Source organism: Allobosea sp. Root381 (assembly GCF_001429395.1).
In the GTDB taxonomy this organism is placed as follows: Bacteria; Pseudomonadota; Alphaproteobacteria; order Rhizobiales; family Beijerinckiaceae; genus Allobosea.
Window position 1 is genome coordinate 109,246 of record NZ_LMJT01000008.1, and the last position, 24,069, is coordinate 133,314.

23 protein-coding genes and 1 pseudogene are annotated in these 24,069 nt (G+C 67.6%); 15 read left to right on the top strand and 9 right to left on the bottom strand.

The features are described from left to right. Together ASE63_RS09340 and ASE63_RS09345 are read right to left on the bottom strand one after the other, a co-directional pair. A complete protein-coding gene (locus tag ASE63_RS09340) occupies nt 1–873 on the bottom strand; it encodes a branched-chain amino acid ABC transporter permease (protein WP_056800026.1) in 873 nt (290 codons plus the stop codon). A gap of 208 nt (nt 874–1,081) precedes the next feature. Beyond that, complete coding sequence (locus tag ASE63_RS09345; protein ID WP_056800029.1) at nt 1,082–2,290, bottom strand: ABC transporter substrate-binding protein; 1,209 nt, start codon at nt 2,288–2,290, stop codon at nt 1,082–1,084. A 264-nt stretch (nt 2,291–2,554) separates the two neighbouring features. Here ASE63_RS09345 and ASE63_RS09350 point away from each other — a divergent pair, with 264 nt between their 5' ends. The 4 genes from ASE63_RS09350 to ASE63_RS09365 are packed head-to-tail and all read left to right on the top strand — an operon-like array spanning nt 2,555 to nt 5,823. Continuing rightward, nucleotides 2,555–3,556: an NAD(P)H-quinone oxidoreductase gene (locus ASE63_RS09350; protein ID WP_056800030.1), complete on the top strand. Its 1,002-nt coding sequence runs from the start codon at nt 2,555–2,557 to the stop codon at nt 3,554–3,556. Next, nucleotides 3,553–4,323 (top strand): SDR family NAD(P)-dependent oxidoreductase, encoded by a 771-nt coding sequence (locus tag ASE63_RS09355; protein ID WP_056800033.1) that lies wholly within the window; start codon nt 3,553–3,555, stop codon nt 4,321–4,323. The genes ASE63_RS09350 and ASE63_RS09355 overlap by 4 nt, the downstream gene beginning before the upstream one ends. 7 nt (nt 4,324–4,330) lie before the next feature. Then, entirely contained in the window at nt 4,331–5,068 is a 738-nt protein-coding gene (locus tag ASE63_RS09360) for an SDR family NAD(P)-dependent oxidoreductase (protein ID WP_056800037.1), read from the top strand. Between the two features lie 17 nt (nt 5,069–5,085). Beyond that, the gene (locus ASE63_RS09365; RefSeq protein WP_056800040.1) at nt 5,086–5,823 is read left to right on the top strand and encodes a FadR/GntR family transcriptional regulator; all 738 of its coding nucleotides are present in this window, start codon (nt 5,086–5,088) and stop codon (nt 5,821–5,823) included. A gap of 40 nt (nt 5,824–5,863) precedes the next feature. Here the strand turns inward: ASE63_RS09365 and ASE63_RS09370 are convergent, their stop codons facing one another. From ASE63_RS09370 to ASE63_RS09390, 5 genes are all read right to left on the bottom strand, one after another. Next, nucleotides 5,864–6,781, bottom strand: coding sequence for a dihydrodipicolinate synthase family protein (locus tag ASE63_RS09370; RefSeq protein ID WP_056800044.1), 918 nt, complete (start codon nt 6,779–6,781; stop codon nt 5,864–5,866). A gap of 36 nt (nt 6,782–6,817) precedes the next feature. After that, the gene (locus ASE63_RS09375; RefSeq protein ID WP_056800045.1) at nt 6,818–8,329 is read right to left on the bottom strand and encodes a tripartite tricarboxylate transporter permease; all 1,512 of its coding nucleotides are present in this window, start codon (nt 8,327–8,329) and stop codon (nt 6,818–6,820) included. Nucleotides 8,330–8,361: 32 nt separating this feature from the next. Continuing rightward, entirely contained in the window at nt 8,362–8,850 is a 489-nt protein-coding gene (locus ASE63_RS09380; protein ID WP_056800048.1) for a tripartite tricarboxylate transporter TctB family protein, read from the bottom strand. 209 nt (nt 8,851–9,059) lie between these two features. Further along, a complete protein-coding gene (locus ASE63_RS09385; protein WP_056800050.1) occupies nt 9,060–10,055 on the bottom strand; it encodes a tripartite tricarboxylate transporter substrate-binding protein in 996 nt (331 codons plus the stop codon). A 70-nt stretch (nt 10,056–10,125) separates the two neighbouring features. Beyond that, nucleotides 10,126–11,157 carry a 4-hydroxythreonine-4-phosphate dehydrogenase PdxA gene (locus tag ASE63_RS09390; RefSeq protein ID WP_162261741.1) on the bottom strand — a complete coding sequence of 344 codons (1,032 nt, stop codon included), beginning with the start codon at nt 11,155–11,157 and terminating at the stop codon, nt 10,126–10,128. Nucleotides 11,158–11,353: 196 nt separating this feature from the next. Between ASE63_RS09390 and ASE63_RS09395 the strand changes: the two genes are divergently transcribed. Further along, on the top strand, nt 11,354–12,019 hold the full coding sequence (locus ASE63_RS09395; protein ID WP_056800056.1) for a GntR family transcriptional regulator: 666 nt from the start codon (nt 11,354–11,356) through the stop codon (nt 12,017–12,019). A gap of 15 nt (nt 12,020–12,034) precedes the next feature. Here ASE63_RS09395 and ASE63_RS09400 read toward each other — a convergent pair whose 3' ends face one another. Next, a complete protein-coding gene (locus ASE63_RS09400) occupies nt 12,035–12,247 on the bottom strand; it encodes a hypothetical protein (protein WP_056800059.1) in 213 nt (70 codons plus the stop codon). A gap of 158 nt (nt 12,248–12,405) precedes the next feature. On the opposite strand from ASE63_RS09400, the gene ASE63_RS09405 reads away from it, so the two are divergent. Both ASE63_RS09405 and ASE63_RS09410 read left to right on the top strand, forming a co-directional pair. Beyond that, nucleotides 12,406–13,833, top strand: coding sequence for a phospholipase D-like domain-containing protein (locus ASE63_RS09405; protein WP_056800063.1), 1,428 nt, complete (start codon nt 12,406–12,408; stop codon nt 13,831–13,833). A 19-nt stretch (nt 13,834–13,852) separates the two neighbouring features. Next, nucleotides 13,853–14,575 (top strand): endonuclease/exonuclease/phosphatase family protein, encoded by a 723-nt coding sequence (locus tag ASE63_RS09410; RefSeq protein WP_082609787.1) that lies wholly within the window; start codon nt 13,853–13,855, stop codon nt 14,573–14,575. Nucleotides 14,576–14,588: 13 nt separating this feature from the next. Here ASE63_RS09410 and ASE63_RS09415 read toward each other — a convergent pair whose 3' ends face one another. Next, the gene (locus tag ASE63_RS09415) at nt 14,589–15,296 is read right to left on the bottom strand and encodes a GntR family transcriptional regulator (protein WP_056800067.1); all 708 of its coding nucleotides are present in this window, start codon (nt 15,294–15,296) and stop codon (nt 14,589–14,591) included. Nucleotides 15,297–15,412: 116 nt separating this feature from the next. Between ASE63_RS09415 and ASE63_RS09420 the strand changes: the two genes are divergently transcribed. The 8 genes and pseudogenes from ASE63_RS09420 to ASE63_RS09455 form a co-directional block, all read left to right on the top strand. After that, entirely contained in the window at nt 15,413–17,086 is a 1,674-nt protein-coding gene (locus ASE63_RS09420; protein ID WP_244491350.1) for an IlvD/Edd family dehydratase, read from the top strand. A gap of 74 nt (nt 17,087–17,160) precedes the next feature. Continuing rightward, nucleotides 17,161–18,135: a tripartite tricarboxylate transporter substrate binding protein gene (locus tag ASE63_RS09425; protein WP_056800073.1), complete on the top strand. Its 975-nt coding sequence runs from the start codon at nt 17,161–17,163 to the stop codon at nt 18,133–18,135. 19 nt (nt 18,136–18,154) lie between these two features. Further along, nucleotides 18,155–19,072, top strand: a complete 918-nt coding sequence (locus ASE63_RS09430; RefSeq protein ID WP_056800076.1) for a 3-hydroxyacyl-CoA dehydrogenase NAD-binding domain-containing protein — start codon at nt 18,155–18,157, stop codon at nt 19,070–19,072. 16 nt (nt 19,073–19,088) lie between these two features. Then, nucleotides 19,089–19,757, top strand: a complete 669-nt coding sequence (locus ASE63_RS09435; protein ID WP_056800079.1) for an aspartate/glutamate racemase family protein — start codon at nt 19,089–19,091, stop codon at nt 19,755–19,757. Nucleotides 19,758–20,450: 693 nt separating this feature from the next. Beyond that, nucleotides 20,451–21,407: pseudogene (locus tag ASE63_RS09440) on the top strand (sulfate ABC transporter substrate-binding protein); the annotation flags it as partial. A 3-nt stretch (nt 21,408–21,410) separates the two neighbouring features. Next, a complete protein-coding gene (gene cysT, locus ASE63_RS09445; RefSeq protein WP_056800081.1) occupies nt 21,411–22,262 on the top strand; it encodes a sulfate ABC transporter permease subunit CysT in 852 nt (283 codons plus the stop codon). Then, a complete protein-coding gene (gene cysW / locus ASE63_RS09450) occupies nt 22,255–23,148 on the top strand; it encodes a sulfate ABC transporter permease subunit CysW (protein WP_056800084.1) in 894 nt (297 codons plus the stop codon). The genes cysT and cysW overlap by 8 nt, the downstream gene beginning before the upstream one ends. A gap of 16 nt (nt 23,149–23,164) precedes the next feature. Beyond that, nucleotides 23,165–24,069: sulfate ABC transporter ATP-binding protein (locus tag ASE63_RS09455; protein WP_156410278.1), on the top strand; the 905-nt coding region annotated here is incomplete at its 3' end.

Consider the following 24,069-nt stretch of genomic DNA (forward strand, 5'->3'; position numbering starts at 1 on the left):
TCACTCCGTCCCTCGACCAAAGCCGAACAGGCCGGTCGGCTTGAAGATCAGGATCAGGATGAAGATGGCGAAATAGACGACCTCCTTGAGGTCGGGAGCGATGTAGTAGCCCGACAGGCTGTCGACGATGCCGATGATCATCGCGCCAAGGAAGGCGCCGTACATGCTGCGCATGCCGCCGAGCACGACGACGACGAAGGCGGTCAGCACGAAGTAGGAGCCGATCGTCGGCGTCACCGGGAAGAGCGGCGTGACCAGGGCGCTGGCGAGGCCGACGCAGGCCGCCCCGAGCCCGAAGGAGATGATGTAGATGCGGTCGACCCGCACGCCCATCAGCAGCGCGGCGTTGCGGTTCTGCGCCGTCGCGCGGATGGCGCGGCCGAGCGGCGTCCGCTGCATGAAGAGGTGCAGGCCGGCCACCAGCGCCAGCGCACAGGCCAGGATCACGAGCTGGCCGGAGAGCACCGTATAGCCGCCGAGCGGGACCGACTGGCGGGCGCTGGGCGCCGAGACGGAGTAGAGATCGGCGCCAAAGATCATCAGCGCCAGGTTCACCAGCGCCGTCGAGAGGCCGACGGTGGCGAAGATCTGGATGTGCTCGTCGGCGTTGAGCAGCTTCTGGATGATGAAGCGCTGCACCAGCGCGCCGATGCAGAACAGCAGCAGCACGACCGGCACCGCCGAGACGTAAGGATGCCAGCCGAGCTTCGTCGCCAGCAGGTAGGTCGCGTACATGCCGATCATCAGGAACTCGCCATGGGCGAAGTTCACGACGCGGACGATGCCGAATATCAGCGTCAGTCCCACCGCGATGATGGCGTACATGCTGCCGAGCATGATGCCGTTGAGCAGCAACTGGACAAGCACGTCCATGAAGGGCGTCTCCGAAGTCGGATTGTCGGTGGATGCGGTCGCGGCTGGCCGACTCGATCCCGTGCGCAGAACAATCGCCGTCGTGCCGGGCTTGCCCGGGGATCCATCGAAGGGCGCCGGCGCTCTAGGATGGATCCCGGATCAGCGCCGCTGACGCGGCTTGTCCGTGTTGACGGCGCGGATCGGGCGAAAGCCGTCACGCGCAGCGTCAGTTGGTGCCGATGCCGACCTTCATCTTGGCGACGGCAGCATCGGCCGGGAACACGGTGACGAGCTCGCCGCCCTGCCACTGCATCAGGAAGGGCACGGCCCGGCTGTTCTGGCCGCTCTCGGCGAATTTTGCGCCCCAGCCGGTCGCAGTGCCGCCCACGGGGATGTCGACCTGCATCACGGCCGAGCGGATCGAGGCAGCTTTCAGGTCCGGCGCCGCGGCCATCGCGTCGAGGAAGACCAGCGCGCCCATGTAGTTGGCAAGCGAGTGGCCGGAGCGCGGGGCTGAGCCGTATTTCGCCTGGTACTTCTTGACGAACTCATCGACACCCGGCGCCGCCTTGGGGTTGGTGCGGAACTGGGTGAAGTCGACGTTCAGCGCGCCTTCCATATTCTCGGCACCGACCGCCGTCATGGTATCGCGCAGCGAATACCCGCCGCCGGCGCCGATCATGGCCTTGGGCTTGAAGCCCTGCTCTTTCATCTGGCGGAAGAACAACACGGTGTCGTTCTGGTAGGAGGTCTGCAGCACGACATCGGCGCCGGCCGTCTTGAGCCGCAGGATCACCGGTGTCAGGTCGACCGACTTCGCCGAATAGGGCAGCGTCTCGACGACGTTGACGCCCTTCTCCTTGGCGCGGGCGGTCTGGTAGCCGGCCACAGTCTGCCCGTAGAGCGAGTCCTCGTGGATGATCGCGACTTTGAGCGACTTTGGATCGACCGCGAGTGCAGGCGCGATCGCCTCACTGACCGCGTCGACCATGCGGCTGGCGAAGTCGCGCGCGGTCGGGTTGGTGCGATAGACGTTCTTGAAGCCGCGCTCGGTGATCGGGTCCGAGATCGCACCGAGCTCGAAATAGGGCACGCCGGCGAGCTCTGCGACCTGCGTCGCCGCGATCGAGAGCGAGGAGGAATAGGTGCCGAAGATCACCGGCACCTTTTCGACCGAGGTCAGGCGGCGCGCCTCGCCGACCGCCTGGTTGGGCTCAACGGCGTCACCCTTGACGATCTCCAGCTTCTGGCCCTTGAGGCCGCCAGCGGCATTGCGCTCCTCGATGGCGATCTCGAGGCCGCGGAAGCTCTCGTCGCCGAGCAGAGCGAGGCCGCCCGAAAATGGATAGAGCGCGCCGATCTTGACCTGGGCGAAGGCGTGGCCGCCCGACAGAGTCAATGCCGCGGTCAGCGCCGCGCGCGTCAAAACCTTCATCTTGTCCTCCCTGGACGGCTGTCAGCGTTATTTCTTGCGGTCGGCATCGCGTGACGCCTCCCGGCCGGACGTTTCGCCGGCAGGCCGGATAATGCAGATAACCAAGTTGCCTGACAAGTACGGTTTTGCTAACGCTTGACCGAGGCAGGGCCGACCCGCAAGCGTCTACACGAGCCCGCGCGAAGCGCCCGTTCCTGTCGGCGGCAAGCTGCCGCTTCAGAACCCGCGCCAGCGACAGAATGCCGGATGCAGGGAGAGACGAAAATGGCATTGCCCCAGACGATGAAGCAGGTGCGCTTTGCGGGCCCGGGAGGCCCGGAGGTGATCGAGATCGAGACCGCGCCGCTGCCGCAGCCGGGGCCGGGCCAGGTGCTGATCGCGGTAGCCGCGGCCGGCATCAACCGGCCTGACTGCCTGCAGCGCGCCGGCGGCTATCCCCCTCCCCCCGGCGCGACCGAGATTCCCGGCCTCGAGGTTTCCGGCAAGATCGTCGCGGTCGGAGACGGCGTTGCGGCCAGCCGCATCGGCGAACAGGTCTGCGCGCTGGTGATCAGCGGCGGCTACGCGGAATACGCGGTCGCCGACGGGCCGCTCTGCCTGCCCGTCCCGAGGCCGCTCTCGCTGCTGGAAGCCGGCGGCCTGCCCGAAACCTATTACACCGTCTACGACAACGTCTTCACCCGCGGCCGCCTGAAGAAGGGCGAGACGATCCTGATCCATGGCGGGTCGAGCGGCATCGGCTCGACCGCGATTCAGCTCGCCAAGCATGCCGGCGCGACGGTCTATGCGACTGCGGGCTCGGCCGAGAAATGCGAGTTCTGCCGCTCGCTCGGCGCCGACGAAGCGATCGACTACCGCGCACAGGGCTTCGTCGACGAGGTCAAGCGGCTGACCGATCGCAAGGGCGTCGATGTCGTGCTCGACATGGTCGGCGGCCCGTATATCCAGCGCAACATCAACATCCTCGCCCTGGAAGGCCGGCTGGTGCAGATCGCCTTCCTGCAAACCAGCAAGGTCGAGCTCGACCTGATGAACGTGATGCTGCGCCGCCTGACACTCACCGGCTCGACGCTGCGCGCCCGCTCGGTCGCGCTCAAGGCGGAGATCGCCCAGCATCTGCGCCGCGATGTCTGGCCGCTGCTCGACGCCGGCGCGGTGAGGCCGATCATCCACGCAACCTTTCCGCTGGAGCAGGCGAGGCAGGCGCATGAGCTGATGGAGTCCAGCGCCCATCTTGGCAAGATCATGCTCGAGGTCGGCAAATGAGCAGCCATCGCGGCAAGGTCGTGCTCGTCACCGGCGCCGGGCGTGGCATCGGCCAGGCGATCGCCGATGCGCATGCGGCGGCCGGCGCCAGCGTCGCCTATCTCGACCATGATCCGAAACTGGCGGAAGCCGCATCTGAGGCCGCCCGCGGGCGCGGTGCGACAACGCTCGCCGTCGCGGCGGACGTTGCGGACGAAGCCTCCGTGAGGGCAGCGGTCGCGCGGGTCACGGAGGCCTTCGGGCCGGTCACCGTGCTCGTCAACAATGCCGGGATCTCACCGAAATCGGGCGCCGACGGCAAGCGCGCCAGGCTCGGCGAGATGGGCACGGATGAGTGGCGCCGCGTACTGGACGTCAACCTGACCGGCGCCTTTCTCTGCGCCAGCGCCGTCTTGCCGGGCATGCGTGCTGCCCGCAAAGGGGCGATCGTCAGCGTCTCCTCGGTCGCCGGAAAGACCTATTGCGACATCGTCGGCGTGCACTACGCCGCGACCAAGGCGGCGCTGATCGGCTTCACCAAGCATCTCGCCGGCGAGCTCGGCCCGGACGGCATCACCGTGAATGCGGTCTCGCCGGGACGCATCGACACGCCGCTGATGCGCGGGACGGCGCCAGACGCCAACGAGGCCGCGCGCATGGCGACGCCGCTACGCCGGCTCGGCAGCCCCGAAGACGTCGCCAAGACCTGCCTGTTCCTGACCTCCGACGACGCCGCCTTCGTGACCGGCCAGGTCTGCGACGTGGCCGGCGGCTGGCTGATGACCTGAGGGCGCCGTGATCGACTTCTCCGGAAAGGTGCTGCTGCTGACCGGCGCGAACGGCGCGATCGGGCGGGCCGTGGCGCAGCGCTTCCACAGCCATGGCGCGGCCTGCGTCCTGACCGATCTCGACGAGGACAGCACGGCCGTGTTCGCACACAAGCTCGACCCCGGCGGGGCGCGTGCAGTGGCGCTGCCGCAGGACGCGACGCAGGCCGGCGATGCCGCACGCGTGGTCGCCGCCGCTCTCGCACGCTTCGGGCGAATCGATGCGCTGGTTACGGCAGCGGGGTTCTATCGCGACCGGCTGGTCACCGAGATGAGCGAGGCCGAATGGCGGCAGTCGCTCGCGATCAATCTCGACGGGGTGTTCCACAGCTGCCATGCCGCCATCCCGCATCTGGCCGAGGGCGGCGCGATCGTGAACATCGCCTCGATGGCGGGCCATCGCGGCAGTTACGCCCATGCGCATTATGCGGCGGCGAAGGGCGGCGTGCTGAGCCTGACGCGCTCGCTGGCGCTGGAGCTGGCGCCGCGCATCCGCGTCAACGCCGTCTCGCCCGGGTTGATCGAGGGCCCGATGGTGCAGCCATTGCTCGCGAAGAAGCCGGAGCTTATCCCGAACACGCCGATGAAGCGGCTGGGCACCGCGGAAGAGGTCGCCGGCGTCGTGGCGTTTCTCTGCTCCGATCTCGCAGGTTTCGTCACCGGCGAGACCATCCACGTCAATGGCGGCCTTCACATCGCCAGCTAGCGGACACGAAGAACAAGATGGTCGCTGACAAGCGCAGATCCGAGCAGCCGCGGGACGTCCTCGGGCGCGCACCTTCCCTCGCCGACACGCTGGCCGCAAGGCTGCGCGAGGAGCTCGCATCGGGGCGCCTCAAGGCGGGTGAACGCCTGCCGACGGAGCAGCAGCTCTCGCAGACCTATGGCGTCAGCCGCCCGATCGTGCGCGAGGCTGTCGGCCGGCTGAAACATGACGGGCTGGTCCTGTCGCGCCAGGGCGCCGGCGCCTTCGTCGCCGATCCGAAGGCGAGTTCGGTGTTCCGGCTCGACGTCGCGAACTTCTCCGACAAGGGGGATCTGCGCCACATCGTCGAGCTGCTGATGGCGGTCGAGGCCTCGGCCACCGAGCACACCGCCGAGCGCCACAGCGATGCCGATCTCGCCACCATCCGAGCGCGGCTGAACGAGATGCAGGCCGCCATCGACCGCGGCGAATCCGGTGTCGACGAGGATGTCGCGTTCCACCGCGCCATCATCGACGCGACCGGAAACCCCTATTTCCGCGACCTGTCGGAATTCCTGGACCGGCGCGTGCGCACCTTCATCCGCACCGCCCGCGCCAATTCGGCCCGCCTCGCCGGCATGGCCCAGATCGTCCAGGGCGAGCACCAGGCGATCTTCGACGCGATCGTCGCCCGCGATCCGCAAGGCGCGCGGGCAGCGGCCGAGACGCATCTGAAGAACGCCGCGGCGCGGCTGGCGATCTATCTCGACCGGTGAGGCCGAGGCGGCAAGCGCCGCCCCGGCCTCACCGCGAGCCTTATTTGCCCCAGCGCAGAGCCAGCGGATCCAGCTCGCGGGCAAGCTCGATCAGCCCGTCGCGCGTCTTCGGGTGCAGCGGCGTCAGCGGGTGGCGCACGGCCTCCGACTTGATCACCCCGCCCTCCTTCATGACCGCCTTGGCCGAGCGCAGGCCGCACTGACGGTTCTCGTAATTGATGATCGGCAGCACGCGGGCATAGAGCGCCGCGGCCTGCTTGCGGTCGCCGGCCGCATGGGCGGCAAGGATCGGCTTGATCAAATCGGGGATCATCGCGCTGGTCATGGTGCCGGTGGCGCCGGCATCGAGATCGGCCATCAGGGTGATCGCCTCCTCGCCGTCGAAGGGCCCGACGATGGCGTCGCCGCCGGCCTCGATCAGGGCGCGCAGCTTGTTGGCGGTGCCGGGAACCTCGATCTTGAAGTAGCGGACCAGCGGCACCTCCTTGTTGAGGCGCACCATGAAGGGCACCGTCATGGTCACGCCGGAGAGCGGCGCGTCCTGCAGGATGACGGGCAAGCCGCAGGCATCCGTCACAACTTTGAAGTGCTCAATCATGCCCTGCTCGTCGGCCTTGAGCAGCGCGCCGTGATAGGGCGGCATCATCATCAGCATCTTGGCGCCGGCATCGGCCGCTGCCTTGGCGCGCTGGGCGGCGATGCGGGTCGAGAAATGCGAGGTCGTGACGCAGACCGGCACACGCCCGGCGACCTGCTCGATCGACAGGCGCATGACCTGGTCGCGCTCCTCGTCGGTCAGCAGGAACTGCTCGGAGAAGTTGGCGAGGATGCAGATGCCGTCGACGCCCTGATCGACCATCAGGTCCATGACGCGGCGGTTGCCCTCGAGGTCGAGGTCGCCGTTCTCGTGGAAGATCGTCGGCGCGATCGGGATGATGCCCTTGTAGGGTTCGGTCATGGCAAGGCTCGCAATCTAGCAGTGGCGAAAGCGGGTTCAGGCGGCACGGGTTTTGCCGAGCGCCCGCAGGCGGCGGAAGATGGTTCCGATCAGCGGCATCAGCAGCAGGATGAGGCCAAGCGACATCAGCGTCGTGACCAGCGGGTTGGACCAGAAGATCGAGAGCGAGCCCTGGCTGAAGATCATCGACTGGCGGAAGGCGTCCTCGGCCTTGTCGCCGATGACCATCGCGAGAATCAGCGGCGCGATCGGATAATCGAGCTTCTTGAAGAAGTAGCCGACGAAGCCGAAGATCAGCGCCAGCCAGATATCGAACTCCTTGCTCGCCACGGTGAAGGCACCGATGAAGCAGACCACGACGATCACCGGGCCGACGATCGAGAACGGAATGCGCAGGATCGAGGCGAAGAGCGGCACCGTCGCGAGCACCACGATCACGGCTACCACGTTGCCGAGATACATCGAGGCGATCAGGCCCCAGACGAAATCGGGGCGGTCGGTGAACAGGGTCGGGCCGGGGTTGAGGCCCCAGATCATCAGGCCGCCCATCATCACGGCGGCCGTGGCCGAGCCCGGGATGCCGAGCGCCAGCATCGGTAGCATCGCTGCCGAGCCGGCGGCGTGGTCGGCCGTCTCCGGCGCAATCACGCCCTCGGGCTCGCCCTTGCCGAAATTGGCGCCACGGCGCGAGGAACGCTTGGCCATCGCGTAGCTCATGAAGGAAGCCGCGGTCGGCCCGCCCGGCGTGATTCCCATCCAGATACCGATCGCCGAGGAGCGCAGCAGCGCGACCCAGTAGCGCGGCAGCTTGGCGGCGGTCTTCAGCACGTCGCGGGCCCGCACCTTGGCGCTGATTCCGTTGAAGCGCAGCCCCTCCTCCATGGTGAGCATCAACTCGCCGATGCCGAACAGGCCGATGACCGCGATGAGGAAGCTGACGCCGGCGAGCAGCACGTCGAAATCATAGGTCAAACGGATGTTGCCGGAGACCGAATCCATGCCGATCGAGGCGAGCGCAAAACCCACGCCCATCGCGACGATCGCCTTGAAGGGCGAGGAACCGCCGAGGCCGATGAAGCTCGCGAAGGTGATGAAATAGACGGCGAAGAATTCCGGCGAAGAGAAGCGCAGCGCGAAGCTCGCGACCCAGCCCGACAGCACCGTGATCAGGATCACGCCGGCCATCGCGCCGATGCCGGCCGAGAGGAAGGCGAAGGAAAGTGCTTCCGTCGCCTTGCCCTGCTTGGCCATGGGGTGGCCGTCGAATGTCGTCGCCACCGATGACGGCTCGCCGGGAATGTTGAAGAGGATCGAGGTCGTCGAGCCGCCGAAGAGCGCGCCCCAGTAGAGCGAGGTCAGCAGGATGATGGCCGAGACCGGGTCCATCGAGAAGGTCAGCGGCAGAAGCAGGGAGACGCCATTCGGCGCGCCCAGGCCCGGCAGCACGCCGACCAGGATCCCGAGCAGCACGCCGGCCATCATCAGCAGGATGTGGTGCGTCGTGAGCGCGACCGAGAAGCCGTGCATCAGGTTGGCAATATTGTCCATGAAGCGGCGCCCGTTTCAGCTGGTCTTGGTTGTCAGAAGCCCAGGAACCGCTCCAGCGGCCCCTTGAGAAGGCCGATCTGGAAGAACTTCTCCAGCGCGAAATAGAAGGCCAGCGCCGCGCCGAAGCCGGTCGCAAGCGTGGGAAGCCAGCCATAGCCGCCCTGGAAGCGCATGGTGAAGACGAGATACAGCACGGTCGCGACATACATGCCGAGCGTCGCGCTCAGCACGACGAAGCCGATCACCGGCAGGATGAACGACGCCACGCGGCGCGCCCTCTCCGCATCCAGGAAGATCTCGCCGAGCAGGTCGTTGCCGGCGAAACGGCGCGCGGTGGTCACCACGATGGTGCCCAGGCTGGCGAGCGCGACGAGCATGCCGGTGTAGAAGGGGAAGGCACCCGGCTGCGGGCCGGAGGAATCCCAGCCGATGCCGAAGTCGAGCGCGCCCCAGACGATGCCGAGCCCGAAGATCATGGTCGTCAGCGCCATCGCGCATTCGGCCCAGAAGCGGGTGATCATGCTTAGTTCCTCGTCTTTCGACGGGCTGCCGGAGCGGCCGCATCATTGCGGTGAACGCAATGGCGAAGCAACCGAAGAGGCGCCCACCGACGGCCCCTGGCTGCTTCGGGAGTCTTGCGATGAAGCGCTGGGCCGCCCTTGGGGGCGATCCAGCCGGTTGGAGCTCCGCCGTACCTTGGCGAGCGTATTTGGCGAACCGACTCGGCGCCTTACTTGGCGATCCAGCCTTCGGCCTCGAACACCTTCTTGTTCGCGGCTTCGTCCTGGGCAACGAAATCGGCGAATTCCTTGCCCTTCATGAAGCGACCCGTCTGCGCGGTGCGCGACACGAACTCCTTCCACTCGGGGGTCTGGCTGACCTTTTCGAGGATGCCCTCGTAGAAGGTCACGGCGTCGGCCGGCACTTCGGCCGGCAGCCAGACGGTGCGCGGCATCTGGAAGGTCTCGAGCGGCAGGCCGGCCTCCTTGCAGGTCGGGATGTCGCCCCAGCCCTTGCCGTCGAAGACGGGGTCGCTCTTGGCCAGACGCACCGGCGAGAACACGCAGAGCGGCTTCACCTGCCCGGCCTTCCACTGGCCGACATTCTCGTTCGGGTTGTTCGTGTTGGAGTCGACATGGCCGCCGGCAAGCTGCGTCGCGGCCGCGCTGCCGCCCTGGAAGGGCACGTAGATCCACTTGGCGCCGGTCGCACCCTGGATCATCGAGGTCAGCGTCTGGTCGGTGTCCTTCGACTGGCTGCCCGCCATCTTGAAGCCGTTCGGCTTGGCCTTGACCGCCTCGATATAGGCCTTGGCGTCGGCATAGGGCGCATCGCCCTTCACCCAGAGCAGGAACTCGTCGAGCGCCAGCGCTGCCACCGGCGTCAGGTCCGCCGGCTTGTAGCCGAGCTTGGCGACGTAGGGCAGCAGATAGGCGTTGTTGGTACCGAAGACGACGCGATGGGGGTCGCCCTTGCCGGCCTTGCCGTGGACGTAGCCCTCAGCGCCCGAGCCGCCGCCCTTGTTCACGACCACGACCGGCTGCTCGAGCAGCTTGTGCTTGGTGATGATCGACTGGACCATGCGAGCGAAATTGTCGGTGCCGCCGCCGGCACCCGAGGTGACGACGAACTCGACCGGCTTGGTCGGCTGCCAGGCCTGCGCCGCGCCGGCGCCGCCAATGGCGATGGCACCGGCGACCACGGCGGTAATGCTAAAGTTCTTCATGCGTTATTCTCCCTATCGACCTGTTGTTCAAACCGCATTCTGGCGACGGTCTCTTGCATCAGGCTTACCTTCAGGCAGCCTTGGCCTTCGCCTTTCCGTCCTGTGCCATCTTGATCGCGAGCGAAAGGGCTGCCCGTGTCGCGCCCAGATTGGCGATGCCCTTGCCGGCAATCTCATAGGCCGTGCCATGGGCCGGCGTGCAGATCGGGAAGGGGAAGCCGCCGATCAGCGTGATGCCGCTATCGAAGCCCATCAGCTTCATCGCGATCTGGCCCTGGTCGTGATACATCGTCAGGACCGCATCGAAATCGCCGTTCCTGGCACGCAGGAACACGGTGTCCGACGGGAACGGCCCCTCGACGGTAAAGCCCTTCGCCTTGGCGGCCTTCACCGCCGGCTCGATGACATCAATCTCCTCGCGGCCGAAATTGCCGCCGTCGCCGGCATGCGGGTTGATTCCCGCAACCGCGACTCGCGGCGGGTTGAATCCGGCCTGGCGCAGGCTGGCATCCGCCAGCGTCAGCGCGCGCAGGATGCGCTCCTGGCTGATGTTGCTGGCAACCTCGGAGAGCGGAATGTGCGAGGTGACGCGTGCGTTCCAGAGCTTGTCGAGAACGTTGAATTCGCTGGCGGGGCCGTCGAAGCCGATCGCGTCGCGAACGAAGCGGATCTCGTCGTCATAGCCCGGATAGGCGAAGCGCATCGCCGCCTTGTTGAAAGGCGTGAAGAACACAGCATCGGCCTTGCCGGCCGAGGCGAACTGCAGCGCACGGCGGAAATTCTCGGTCGCGGCCTTGCCGCCGGCCAGCGTCGCCTTGGCGCGCTGCAGGTCGGCCGGGTCGTGATTGGCCAGGTCGACGAAGACCGGCTGGTCGCCCAGCGGCAGGGCATCGCCGTCACGCACGATGCGAACCTTGGGGTCCGTGCCGCTGTCCTGGATGCCGAGCGCGAGCAGGCGGGCATCGCCGAAGACGACATAGCGCGCAGCGGCGCGCAAATCGGGCTCGGCGAGAACGCGCGCGGTCAACTCGGGGCTGATGCCCGAGGGATCGCCCATCGCCACGGCAATCACCGGCAGCTCGCCATCTGTCCGCTCGTTCATTGCCATGCTCCACTCCTGATGAGGTCCTCTGGCTACCACAGGGCCCGAAGCCTCACAAGTATGCTGTATGCAGCATAATCGGATTGCTCTAAGCATAAGGGATGAGGCGCGCGGCCTGCGGGTCGCACGCATGCGGTTTGACAGCGCCCTGTCGCGCATGCCGTAACGGCGCAGAATTGGCACGGGTGGAGCTGCGATGAGCGAGCCTGCGATCGACTACCCCCGCATAACGCGCCGGACCCTCCATGACGAGGTGCTCGAGCGCCTGCGAGACATGATCATCGAAGGCCTGCTCGCACCGGGGCAACGCATCAACGAGGGCGTGGTCGGCGCTCAGCTCGGCGTCTCGCGCACGCCGCTCCGCGAGGCCATCAAAACGCTCGCGAGCGAGGGGTTGGTCGAGATCCTGCCCGCCAAGGGCGCGATCGTGCGCCGCTTCACGGAGAAGGACCTCGCCGACATCCTGGAGGTGATCAAGGCGCTGGAACAGCTCGGCGGCCGCATCGCCTGCGAGCAGGCCAGCGACGCGGTGATCGAGGACCTCCGCGCGATGCACACTCATATGCTCGAGCTCTACGAAACCCGCGACCGGCTCGAATATTTCAAGCTCAACCAGGCGATCCACAGCAAACTCGTCGCCGCGTCGGGCAATGCGGCGCTGATGGAGATGCATGCGACCCTGCAGGCGCGGATCAAGCGGCTGCGCTTCGTCGGCAATGAAGGCCCGGTCAAGTGGGCCGGGGCCGTCGCCGAGCACGAAGCGATGATGGCCGCCCTGCTGAAGCGCGACTCCGCGGAGCTGAGCCGCATCATCGGCGTTCACATGGATGCGACGCTGCTGCGCGTGCGCGAGGTGCTGTAGGCACCGCGCCCGGCGTCAGCCCTCGGTGCCTTGCGCCGCCATCGCGCGGTCGAGGCGGCTGACCGTCTCTTCCAGGCTTTCGGCGACGCCGAGCATGAAATCCTTGCCGAAGGCGATGACAGTGTCCGGCGGCTCGCCCTTGAAGGTGTAGACGACGCTGACGAGCGCGGGATTGACGTAGACGGGCTTGCCGTCAGCCGGCGAGGTGAACTGACAGAGCTTGGGCATGGCGGCTCTCGCGAATCGATTGGGGGCGCGAGAGCTATACGACGGAACCGGCCCATGCACGCGTTTCCGGACGCCGCTCCCACCGCCAGCGGGCGTTGTGGCAGCAGAACGCGCGGCACTGGTGTCAACGCGGCGCTTCGTAGTAAATCCGGAGATCGATGGATCCTGCCGCGCTGATCATGAGCCTTGCCGATCACGGCGCCCTGCTGCTGACGGTCGCCCATGTCGCGAGCGCCGGGGCGGTAAGCGTCCATGCCCTTTTCCAGAAGCGCGACGTTCCGGCGGCGATCGGCTGGATCGGCCTGGCCTGGCTCTCGCCGTTCTTCGGGCCAATCCTCTATCTGGCCCTCGGCATCAACCGGGTGAAGCGCCGGGCGCAACGGCTGCGCGGCGAGAACGACGGAGGCCTCAGCCCGCACCGGACGAGCGTTGCCGCGGACGGACCGGCCGGCAGCCTGCAGGTCGCGGTCGGCAGGATCACGCGGGCCCGGATCGAAGCCGGCACCGTCGCGGCAATATTCGACTGCGGGGACGAGGCCTATCCGCGGATGCTGGCCGCGATCGACGAAGCAAAGGGGAGCATCGCGCTCTCGACCTTCATCTTCCGGACGGACGAGCTCGGACTGCGCTTCATCGAAGCGCTTGCGTGCGCGCATCGCCGCGGCGTCGCGGTGCGGGTCCTGATCGACGGCTTTGGCGGCGGCTTCCTGTTCTCGCGCGCCTACCATCGGCTGCGTGAGGAAGGCGTTCCGGTGGCACGCTACCTGCATTCTCTGCTGCCATGGAAGATGCCGCTGCTCGACCTCAGGCTGCACAAGAAGATCCTCATGATCGACGGGGAGAGGGTCTTCCTCGGCGGGCTCAATATCGGCGGCGAGAACGTGCTGGCGACGAAACCGCCGGAGCCGGTGCGCGACGTCCACTTCCTGATCGAGGGGCCCGTCGTCCGGCAGGCGATGGAGAGCTTCCACGACGACTGGGCGTTCTCGACGGCCGAGACTCTGGAAGGCGCGACCTGGTATCCGGCGACGCATCGCGACGGGAAGGCGCCGGCGCGGGTCATCTCCTCGGGCCCGGACCAGAGCGTCGACCAGCTGATGCTGACGCTGCTCTCCGCCATCAATGCGGCCACCACCTCGCTGCGGATCGCGACACCCTACTTCCTGCCCGACGAGCAGGTGATCACGGCGCTCCAGCTCGCGGCGCTGCGCGGGGTCGAGGTCCATATCGTCATCCCCGCCCGCAACAACCATCGGCTGATGGGCTGGGCGATGCAGGCGCATATCCGCCCGCTGCTCAAGGCCGGCTGCCACATCTGGCGCTCGCCGCCGCCTTTCGACCATTCGAAGCTCGCAACGGTGGACGAATCCTGGTGCCTGATCGGCAGCGCGAACTGGGACGCACGGAGTCTGCGGCTGAACTTCGAGGTCACGATGGAGTTCTATGACCGCGAACTGGCACAACGCCTCAACGGAATCATCGACCGCAAGCGGGACCGTGCCGTCACGATCGAGGAGATCGACGGGCGCTGGACAATAGTGAAAATTCGTGATGCGGCCGCCCGGCTGCTGATGCCCTATCTCTGATGTCGATGAGCGAGGTCCGGTGAAGGTCGCTTCCTACAACATCCATAAATGCCGGGGCACGGACCGGCGGGTCCGGCCTGATCGTATCGTCTCCGTCCTGGCCGAAATCGGCGCCGACCTCGTCGCGCTGCAGGAGGTGGACCGACGCTTCGGGCAGCGCACCGGGCTGCTCGATCCCGCCGCGATCCTGCGCGAGACCGGGCTGCACCTGCTCGTCCAGTCCGATGTCGTCGATGGCCATGGCTGGCACGGCAATGCGCTGCTGGTCCGCAGCGAACCCAAATCCTACCGGCGCTTCCGCCTCAAGCTGCCGGGAATCGAGCCGCGCGGCGCGGTTGTCGCCGAACTCGATCTCGGCGAGGGCCGGTTTCGCGTGATCGCGGCCCATCTCGGCCTTCTGCGCCGCTCGCGGATCGATCAGGCGACTACGCTGCTGCACGCCTTCCTCGAACTGACGCCGATGCCGACGCTGCTGCTCGGCGACTTCAACGAGTGGCGCCGCAATCACCGGTCCGCGCTCGATATGCTCGGCTCCCATTTCGCCGATATGAGGCATCCGCCGAGCTTTCCCTCGCGCCGCCCGATGCTGCCGCTCGACCGCATCCTGGCCTGGCCGGACGGCCTGATCTCGGAACTCGCCGTCCACGACTCGCCGCTGGCGCGCAAAGCATCGGACCACCTGCCGCTGACCGCCCGGATCGACGTCTCGCGCTGGCAGCTCGGCATCGAAAGCGCGGCCTGAACGCCCCTGTCCGCTACGGTCGGGGTGCGGCGACGACACCGCCGCTCGGACGGGCGAAGCGGGCCTCCACCGCAGCGATATAGGCGTCGCGCGATGGTAGGAGATGCTGGCGGCAGAGGCCAACCAGGCGCTCGCGGTCGCCGGCCTCCAGCGCCGCGACCATGGCGGCGTGCTCGTCACGGGCCAGTTTCAGATGCGCAGGGCTCGCGGCGGTGATCGAACGGGCGCCATGGACCTTCTGGGCCATGGCCTGGATCAGTTCGACCAGATGGGGGTTGCCGCAGGCGTCAAACAGCGCCTCGTGGAACGCCATGTTGGCGCGGAAGGCGGCACGGGCGTCTCCGGCCTCGACCGCCGCGGCATGTTGCTTCTGGACGGCATGCAATCGCACCAGCACTGCGGACGCGACCGGCAGTGGTACCTGCGCGGCGGCCAGAGTCTCCAGCGCCTCGCGCACCGAATAGATCTGCCGGACTTCGAGCGGCTCCAGCAGCTTCACGAAGGCACCGCGGTTAGGGACGCGCTCGACGAGGCCGACCCGCTCCAGCTCGGCCAGCGCCTCGCGCACGACATGGCGCTTCACCGCCAGCCGCTCCGCCAGTTCCTCCTCGACCAGCCGCTCACGCGGAAGGAGCCAGCCGAGCACGATCTCCTCCTCCAGCGCGGCGGCAATGCCGCGGACACGGTCGGTCGTCTGGAGTTTGAGCGCGGACGTCGGCATGCCAGATTATAATCCTTCAACAGAATTGTTGACAATCATGGCGGCGATCTGGTTCCCATAGCGCCATGAGCACGTCCGACAACGATAACCCATCCTTGAAGCCCGCGGCACGCGGCATGCGTCGCAATCTTGCGACCTATGGCGACCCCGGCTTCTCGCTGTTCCTGCGCAAAGCCTTCATCAAGGCCGCCGGCTTTTCCGACGATGCGCTCGACCGGCCGATCATCGGCATTACCAACACCTTCAGCGACTTCAACCCCTGCCATGGCAATGTGCCGCGGCTGATCGAAGCGGTGAAGCGCGGCGTCATGCTCGCCGGCGGACTGCCGATGGAGTTCCCGACGATCTCCATCCACGAATCCTTCGCCAACCCGACCTCGATGTTCCTGCGCAACCTCATGGCCATCGACACCGAGGAGATGATCCGGGCGCAGCCCTGCGATTCCGTCGTGCTGATCGGCGGCTGCGACAAGACCGTCCCTGCCCAGCTGATGGGCGCAGTCAGCGCCGATGTCCCGGCGATCCAGCTCATCACCGGCCCGATGCTCGTAGGGCATCACAAGGGCGAGGTTCTGGGAGCCTGCACCGATTGCCGCCGGCTCTGGGGCGAGCATCGCGCCGGCAAGATCGACGAGGCGGAGATCGAGGTGCTGAGCGGGCGCCTCGCCCCGACGCAGGGCACCTGCATGGTGATGGGCACGGCCAGCACCATGGGCTGCCTGGTCGAGGCGCTCGGTATCGCCCTGCCCGGCTCGGGCACGATCCCCGCAACCCATGCCGACCGCATCCGTGCCGCCGAGGCGAGCGGGCGCGAGGCGGTGCGCCTCGCCAAGGGCGGACCGAAGCCGAGCGAGTTGCTGACGCAGACCGCCTTACGCAATGCGCTGACCGTGCTGCAGGCGATCGGGGGCTCTACTAACGGGCTCGTGCATCTGGCCGCGATCGCGCGCCGTGCCGGGTTGACGATCAACCTGGAGGAGTTCGACGCCATCGGACGCAAGGTGCCGGTGCTGATCGACCTCAAGCCCTCCGGCGACCACTACATGGAGCATTTCCACTGGGCCGGCGGCGTGCCGAAGCTGATGAAGGAGCTCGGCGACCATCTCGACCGCTCGGCTCCGACCATCGACGGGCGCACCATCGGCGAGATCGCGGACGCCGCCGAGGACGTCCCCAACCAGAGCATCATCCGCACGGCCCGGAGCCCGGTGAAGCCGACCGGCGGCATGGCAGTGCTGCGCGGCAACCTCGCGCCCGGCGGCGCGGTCATCAAGCATTCCGCGGCCTCGCCCGACCTGCTTAATCACACCGGGCGTGCCGTGGTCTTCGCCTCGGTCGAGGACATGGTCCGGCGCATGGACGACCCCGCTCTCGACGTGAAGGCGGATGACGTTCTGGTGCTGACCAACGCCGGCCCGAAGGGCGCGCCCGGCATGCCCGAAGCCGGCTATATCCCGATCCCCAAGAAGCTTGCCCAGGCCGGTGTCAAGGACATGGTCCGCATCTCGGATGCCCGGATGAGCGGCACCGCATTCGGCACCATCGTGCTGCACATCACGCCGGAATCGGCGGTCGGCGGCCCGCTCGGGCTCGTCCGCGACGGCGACATGATCCGCCTCGATGTCGAGGCTCGCGAGATCGCCCTGCTCGTCGACGAGGCCGAACTCGCCCGGCGCAAGGGCGAATGGCGCCCGCCCGCGCATCTTGAAGAAGAAACGCGCGGCTATCGCCACCTCTACCTTACTACCGTGCTTCAGGCCGACGAGGGCTGCGACTTCGACTTCTGCTGATCGGCCACCCGGCCCAAGCCTTTGCCGCGAGACGGGGCCCAACCCGTCCGCTTCGACCATCCCGGAGGAATACCATGATCAACCGTCGCCATGTCGTCGGCGCGCTCGCCGGCCTTGCGCTGGCCCTGCCCAATGCAGCTTTCGCCCAGGCCTATCCACAGAGGACGATCACGCTGATCGTGCCTTATGCGCCGGGCGGCGCGACCGACATCATCGGGCGCGTCGTCGCCGAGGAAATGTCGAACAGCCTCGGCCAGCGCATGATCGTGGAGAACCGGGCCGGTGCCGGCGGCAGCGTCGGGGCCGCAGCGGTGGCGCGTGGCACAACCGACGGCTACACCCTGCTGCTGGGCGCCCTCACCAGCCATTCGATCAATATGGGGCTGCAAGCGAAGCCCGGCTTCGACCTGAAGAAGGACCTGGTTCCGGTCGGGCTCGCCGGCAATGTCGGCCTCGCGCTCGTCGTCCACCCCTCCGTCCCGGCCAAGACGGTTCCGGAGCTGATTGCACAGATCAAGGCGAACCCGGACGGCTATTCCTACGCCTCCTCCGGGCAGGGCTCGCCGCAGCATCTCTCGGGCGAGATGTTCAACATCAAGGCCGGCACCAAGATGCCCGTCGTGCCCTATCGCGGCTCCGGTCCGGCGATGACCGACATGGTGGCGGGCCAGGTCAAGATCATGTTCGACACGATTCCCGCCGTGCTGCAGCATGTGAAGGCAGGCTCGCTTCGGGCGATCGCGACCACCGGCACCGAGCCCTCGCCCTTCATGCCGGAGGCGCCAACCGCGATCTCGCAGGGCCTCGACGGTTTCGAGGTCTCCTCCTGGTTCGGGCTGCTCGCCCCGACCGGCACGCCCCAGCCGATCCTGGACAAGCTCAACGCCGAGCTGAATAAGGCTCTGCAGAGCCCCAAGCTGAAGGAGGCGTTCGCGCTGCAGGGCGTCGTGCCCAAGCCGAGCACGCCTGCCGAGGCGACCGCGCGGATCGACATGGAGATCGCGAAATGGGGCGAGTTGATCAAGGCGGCCGGCCTCAAGGCCGAGTGACCACGACGGAGCGCGCGACATGAGCGAGACAGCCCGGCACATCGCCATCATCGGCGCCGGCATGATCGGCGCCAGCTGGGCTGCGCTCGCCAGCGCCCACGGCCTGCAGGTCTCGGCCTATGACCCAAACCGACAAGCCGAGGCGCGCTTCCGGGCCTATGTCGAACGGGCGCGCGCGCAACTCGCCGAACTCGGCCTGAGCGGCCACGGCGAGATCGCCTTCTCGACCCGGATGGAGACGGCGCTGGAAGGCGCCGGCTTCGTCCAGGAGAACGGACCCGAGAACGAGGCGGTCAAGCGCAAGCTGCTGGCCGAGATCGACGCCCTTGCCGGGCCGGAGGCGATCATCGCCAGTTCGACCTCGGCGCTGGTTCGCAGCGCCATCGTCGCCGGTTGCGCGACGCCCGAACGCATCGTCGTGGCGCATCCGTTCAACCCGCCGCATCTGGTGCCGCTGGTCGAGATCGTCGGCGCCGATGCGGATGTCGTGGCCCGGGCGGCCGCATTTTACCGCACGCTCGGTCGTCGGCCGGTCGTGCTGAACCGGGAAATGCCGGGACATATCGCCAACCGGCTGGCCTCGGCGCTCTATCGCGAGGCGGTCCATCTTGTCGAACAGGGCGTGGCGAGCGTCGCCGACATCGATGCCGCGCTCTGCCATGGCCCCGGCCTGCGCTGGGCGCTGATGGGCCCTCACATGACCTACCATCTCGGCGGCGGCGAAGGCGGCATCGCCGGCTATCTCGCGCATCTCGGCCCGAGCCAGCTGCGGCGCTGGGAGTCGCTCGGCAACCCCTCCCTCGATGCAGGCGTCCAGGCGAAGATCGTCGAGGGCGTGGCGGAGGAGGCAGCCGGCCGCTCCATCGCCGAACTGGAACAACGCCGCGACGAGGGGCTGCTCGCGCTGCTGAAGGCGCGCAAGCTGGTCAGCGACTGACAAGGCATCCGACATCATGACTGAAGCCGCACCGCGCATCGCGCTCATTCATGCGCTGGAGGAGTCCGTGCTGCCGTCGCGGGCGGCCTTCGCCGCGCATTGGCCAGAGGCGAAGCCCTTCGATCTCCTCGACACCTCTCTGGCGAGCGACCTCGCCGCCCGGGGCCGCCTCGACGACGCCATGACCGAGCGCTTCCTGACGCTCGGGCGCTACGCGGCGGCAAGCGAGGGCGCGACCGGGCCGGCGAAGGCTATTCTCTTCACCTGCTCGGCCTTCGGGCCCGCGATCGATGCCGTCAAGCGGGCGCTGCCGATCCCGGTGTTGCGGCCCAATGAATCGGCTTTCGCGGAAGCGCTGGCGCTGAGCGGGAAGATCGGCCTCCTCGTGACCTTCGCCCCTTCCCTGCCCGCGCTGACGCAGGAGCTCAACGAGATGGCGGGTCGGCCCGTCGAGGTCAAAGGTATCGTCGCGGAAGGCGCACTCGCCGCGCTGAAGGCCGGCGACGGCGAGAGGCATGATCGGCTGGCGGCCGAGGCGGCGGCAACACTCAAGGGCGTCGACACGCTGATCCTCGGCCAGTTCTCCCTCGCCCGCGCCAGGCACGCCATCGCGGCGGCGACCGGCGTGCGCGTGGTCACGACGCCTGAAGCCGCCATCAACGGCCTCAGGCGCGCACTGGCTTAGCGCCTGCCGACGTCAGTCAGAAGGGCGCGCCGTCATCGCGGACAAGCTGCGAAGCGGCGCAGGCCCGAGATAACGACCTGGGTCTGAGCCAAATCAGCAACGGACAACGTGGCGGGCACGTCGCCCTGCCTGGGCTGCGGTCCCTGGGGCTGCGGCAACATGACCGGGGGTCTTCCGTCCACGACCAGTCTCTGTGGCTTGACGGGGGGAGCGTGGATGCCGTTGCCTTTCGCGGCGGCCGGCCGCTGCCGCAGGTCCCGCCGGAACCCCGGGGCGCCGGAATGTGTTTCAGGGCGGCAGGAGTCGATTTCGCCGGAAGCCACCATCCGAAGAAGGAAAGACCAGCCTTCCGCCAGCGCCCGAACTGAGCAGGGCATTCTCTCGGGACGGCCGATTTTGAAACCCAGTGCTGCCCGATGCTGTTCTCGGCCCCTCTGGCCCGGCATACGCTTAGTTATGCGGAAAGAATGCCCGTCTGCAGCAGGGGGGCCGATCGAAACAGCGGAGAGTCCGATGCGTCGCCAATCCTTTCGCCGTGTGGTCTGTTCTGGCCTTGTTTTGGGCGCTGTCTCGCTGAGCTTTGGCTTTGYCCCWGCGGCCCTTGCGCAGACGGAGCTTTTGAACGTTTCGTATGATCCGACGCGGGAGCTTTACCGTGAGATCAATGCGGCGTTCATCGCGGATTGGAACGGNGCGGCCCTTGCGCAGACGGAGCTTTTGAACGTTTCGTATGATCCGACGCGGGAGCTTTACCGTGAGATCAATGCGGCGTTCATCGCGGATTGGAACGGCCGGAACGCGAAGAAGATCGCGACCATCCGGCAGTCGCATGGCGGCTCGGGGGCGCAGGCGCGCACCGTGATCGACGGGCTCAACGCCGATGTGCTGACGCTGGCGCTGGCCGGCGACATCGATGCGGTGGCGAGCCGCTCGAAGAAGCTGCCGGAGAACTGGCAGTCGCGCCTGCCGCAGAACTCCTCGCCCTACACCTCGACGATCGTCTTCCTGGTGCGCAAGGGCAATCCSAAGGCGATCCGGGACTGGGGCGACCTGGTCAAGCCCGGCGTCCAGATCATCACGCCGAACCCCAAGACCTCGGGCGGGGCGCGCTGGAACTATCTCGCCGCCTGGGCCTATGCCGAGAAGGCCTTCGGCGGCGACGAGGCCAAGGTGCGCGACTATATCGGCAAGCTGCTCGCCAACGTCCCGGTGCTCGACACCGGCGCGCGCGGGGCCACCACCACCTTCACCCAGCGCGGCATCGGCGACGTCTTCCTGTCCTGGGAGAACGAGGCCTTCCTGGCGCTGAAGGAGTTCGGCCCCGACAAGTTCGACATCGTCGTGCCGAGCCTGTCGATCCTGGCCGAGCCGCCGGTGACGATCGTCGACGGCAATGTCGACGCCAAGGGCACCCGGGCCGAGGCCCAGGCCTATCTCGACTTCCTCTACACGCCCAAGGGCCAGGCSATCATCGCCAAGCATTTCTACCGGCCGCGCAATCCGGAAGCGGCCGATCCGAAGGACATCGCCAACTTCCCCAAGGTCGAGCTCGTCACCATYGACGCCGTCTTCGGCGGCTGGGCCAAGGCGCAGCCGACCCATTTCGGCGACGGCGGCACCTTCGACCAGCTCTACAAGCCGGCGCGCTGAGCCATGGCGGGGAGAGCGGCAACATCGGGCTGGCGCCAGCCGAGCGTGCTGCCGGGCTTCGGCCTGTCGCTCGGCATCACGCTGACCGCGCTGTCGCTGATCGTGCTGATCCCGCTCGCCGCGCTCTTCGTCAAGGCGGCGAGCGCGGGCCCCAGCGAGATCTGGGCGATCGCGACCTCGCCGCGGACGCTCGCCGCCTTGCGGCTCTCCTTCCTCGGCGCGCTGTTCGCGGCGTCCGTCAACGCCGTGTTCGGGCTGATCCTGGCCTGGGTGCTGGTGCGCTACCGCTTCCCCGGCCGGCGCCTGGTCGACGCCGCGGTCGACCTGCCCTTCGCCCTGCCGACCGCGGTCGCCGGCATCGCGCTCGCCGCGATCTATGCGCCGAACGGCTGGATCGGCAGCCTGCTCGCGCCGTTCGACATCAAGGTCGCCTACACCCCGCTCGGCGTCATGGTGGCGCTGATCTTCATCGGCCTGCCCTTCGTCGTACGCATGGTCCAGCCGGTGCTGGAGGAGGCGCAAGGCGACATCGAGGAGGCCGCCGCCCTGCTCGGCGCGAGCCGCCTGCGCACGATCTTCCGGGTCGTGCTGCCGCCGGTGCTGCCGGCGCTGCTCAGCGGCTTCGTCCTCGCCTTCGCGCGCGCCGTCGGCGAGTACGGCTCGGTGATCTTCATCGCCGGCAACGTGCCGATGGTCTCCGAGATCGCGCCGCTGCTGATCGTGATCAAGCTCGAGCAGTTCGACTATGCCGGCGCCGCGGTGATCGCGACGATGATGCTGCTTTTGTCCTTCACCCTGATCCTGCTGGTCAACCTGATCCAGGCCCGGACGAGACGGAAGCTCGGCGATGTCTGACGCCACCCTGCAAGGCCAGGCCGCCCGGCCCGCCGCCCCGCACGCGGAGCGCCGCATCGGCAGCGAGAGCCCGCTCGTCCAGGTGCTGCTGATTGCGGTCTCGCTCGCCTTCCTGGCGCTGTTCCTGCTGCTGCCGCTGGTCTCGGTCTTCGTCGAGGCCGGCGCCCGCGGCTGGGTCGCCTATCGCGAGGCGGTCACCGAGCCGGATGCGGTCGCCGCGATCCGCCTGACCCTGCTCGTCGCCGCGATCGCGGTGCCGTTCAACCTCGTCGTCGGCGTCGCCGCCGCCTGGGCGATCGCAAAATTCGAGTTCCGGGGCAAGAACCTGCTGGTCAGCCTGATCGACCTGCCCTTCTCGGTCTCGCCGGTGATCTCGGGGCTGGTCTACGTGCTGCTGTTCGGCGCCCAGGGCTATCTCGGCCCCTGGCTCAAGGCCAACGACATCGAGATCATCTTCGCCCTGCCCGGCCTCGTGCTCGCCACCGTCTTCGTCACCTTCCCCTTCGTCGCGCGCGAGCTGATCCCGCATATGCAGGCGCTCGGCTCGACCGACGAGGAGGCGGCGCTGACGCTGGGCGCCTCGCCCTGGCGGGTGTTCTTCGCCATCACCCTGCCGAATGTGAAGTGGAGCCTGTTCTACGGCGTGCTGCTCTGCAACGCCCGGGCGATGGGCGAGTTCGGCGCGGTCGCCGTGGTCTCGGGCAAGATCCGCGGCCTGACCAACACCATGCCGCTGCATGTCGAGATCCTCTACAACGAGTACATGAGCGCCGCCGCCTTCGCCGTCGCCTCGCTGCTGGCGGGTCTCGCCCTCGTCACGCTGGCCCTCAAGAGCCTGCTCGAATGGCGCTATGGCGACGCCATCGCCGCCGCGCGCCACCACTGACCGGGAGACCAGCACCATGTCCGTCGCTGTCACCATCGCGGCCATCGAGAAGCGCTTCCAGGCCTTCGCCGCCGTCCGCAACGTCTCGCTCGACATCCAGCCGGGCGAGCTCGTCGCCCTGCTCGGCCCCTCCGGCTCGGGCAAGACCACGCTGCTGCGGCTGATCGCAGGCCTCGAGCAGGCCGATGGCGGGCGCGTCCTGTTCGGCGATGTCGACACCCGCAGCCTGTCGCTGCGCGACCGGCGCATCGGCTTCGTCTTCCAGCACTACGCCCTGTTCAAGACCATGACGGTGGCCGAGAACATCGCCTTCGGCCTGCGCTCGCGGCCGCGCAGCGAGCGGCCCTCGCGCGCCGAGATTTCGAATCGAGTCAAAGCCTTGCTCGAACTCGTTCAACTACCGGATCTGGCGAAGCGCTATCCGAGCCAGCTCTCCGGCGGCCAGCGCCAGCGCGTCGCGCTCGCCCGGGCGCTGGCGATCGAGCCGCAGGTTCTGCTGCTCGACGAGCCCTTCGGCGCCCTCGACGCAAAAATCCGCAAGGATTTGCGCGCCTGGCTGCGCGAGCTGCACGGCCGCACCGGCCACACCACCGTCTTCGTCACCCATGACCAGGAGGAGGCGCTCGAACTCGCCGACCGCGTCGCCATCCTGCATGAGGGCCGCCTCGAACAGGTCGGCACCCCCGACGACGTCTACGACCACCCCGCCACACCCTTCGTCTGCGAGTTCCTCGGCGAGGCCAACCGCCTGCCCGTCAGGATCGTCGGCAGCCAGGCCTTCCTCGATGACCGCCCCGTCCTCGGCGGCCTCTCCCAGAACCAGGGTGGCCCGGCCGCGCTCTATGTCCGCCCCCACCATCTCAAGCTCGTCGACGAGGCCCCGCTCTCGATCCCCGGAATCGTCGAGCAGGTCCGCCGAAC

Excerpts from the sequence above, each read along its gene's own strand:
- ASE63_RS09365 (WP_056800040.1), top strand. The coding sequence starts at position 5,086 with ATGGTCGCTGACAAGCGCAGATCCGAGCAGCCGCGGGACGTCCTCGGG.
- ASE63_RS09385 (WP_056800050.1), bottom strand. The coding sequence starts at position 10,055 with ATGAAGAACTTTAGCATTACCGCCGTGGTCGCCGGTGCCATCGCCATT.
- ASE63_RS09435 (WP_056800079.1), top strand. The coding sequence starts at position 19,089 with ATGACTGAAGCCGCACCGCGCATCGCGCTCATTCATGCGCTGGAGGAG.
- ASE63_RS09395 (WP_056800056.1), top strand. The coding sequence starts at position 11,354 with ATGAGCGAGCCTGCGATCGACTACCCCCGCATAACGCGCCGGACCCTC.
- ASE63_RS09425 (WP_056800073.1), top strand. The coding sequence starts at position 17,161 with ATGATCAACCGTCGCCATGTCGTCGGCGCGCTCGCCGGCCTTGCGCTG.
- ASE63_RS09430 (WP_056800076.1), top strand. The coding sequence starts at position 18,155 with ATGAGCGAGACAGCCCGGCACATCGCCATCATCGGCGCCGGCATGATC.
- ASE63_RS09380 (WP_056800048.1), bottom strand. The coding sequence starts at position 8,850 with ATGATCACCCGCTTCTGGGCCGAATGCGCGATGGCGCTGACGACCATG.
- ASE63_RS09390 (WP_162261741.1), bottom strand. The coding sequence starts at position 11,157 with ATGAACGAGCGGACAGATGGCGAGCTGCCGGTGATTGCCGTGGCGATG.
- ASE63_RS09375 (WP_056800045.1), bottom strand. The coding sequence starts at position 8,329 with ATGGACAATATTGCCAACCTGATGCACGGCTTCTCGGTCGCGCTCACG.
- ASE63_RS09415 (WP_056800067.1), bottom strand. The coding sequence starts at position 15,296 with ATGCCGACGTCCGCGCTCAAACTCCAGACGACCGACCGTGTCCGCGGC.
- ASE63_RS09350 (WP_056800030.1), top strand. The coding sequence starts at position 2,555 with ATGGCATTGCCCCAGACGATGAAGCAGGTGCGCTTTGCGGGCCCGGGA.
- ASE63_RS09400 (WP_056800059.1), bottom strand. The coding sequence starts at position 12,247 with ATGCCCAAGCTCTGTCAGTTCACCTCGCCGGCTGACGGCAAGCCCGTC.
- ASE63_RS09340 (WP_056800026.1), bottom strand. The coding sequence starts at position 873 with ATGGACGTGCTTGTCCAGTTGCTGCTCAACGGCATCATGCTCGGCAGC.
- cysT (WP_056800081.1), top strand. The coding sequence starts at position 21,411 with ATGGCGGGGAGAGCGGCAACATCGGGCTGGCGCCAGCCGAGCGTGCTG.
- ASE63_RS09355 (WP_056800033.1), top strand. The coding sequence starts at position 3,553 with ATGAGCAGCCATCGCGGCAAGGTCGTGCTCGTCACCGGCGCCGGGCGT.
- ASE63_RS09370 (WP_056800044.1), bottom strand. The coding sequence starts at position 6,781 with ATGACCGAACCCTACAAGGGCATCATCCCGATCGCGCCGACGATCTTC.
- ASE63_RS09420 (WP_244491350.1), top strand. The coding sequence starts at position 15,413 with ATGCGTCGCAATCTTGCGACCTATGGCGACCCCGGCTTCTCGCTGTTC.
- cysW (WP_056800084.1), top strand. The coding sequence starts at position 22,255 with ATGTCTGACGCCACCCTGCAAGGCCAGGCCGCCCGGCCCGCCGCCCCG.
- ASE63_RS09345 (WP_056800029.1), bottom strand. The coding sequence starts at position 2,290 with ATGAAGGTTTTGACGCGCGCGGCGCTGACCGCGGCATTGACTCTGTCG.
- ASE63_RS09405 (WP_056800063.1), top strand. The coding sequence starts at position 12,406 with ATGGATCCTGCCGCGCTGATCATGAGCCTTGCCGATCACGGCGCCCTG.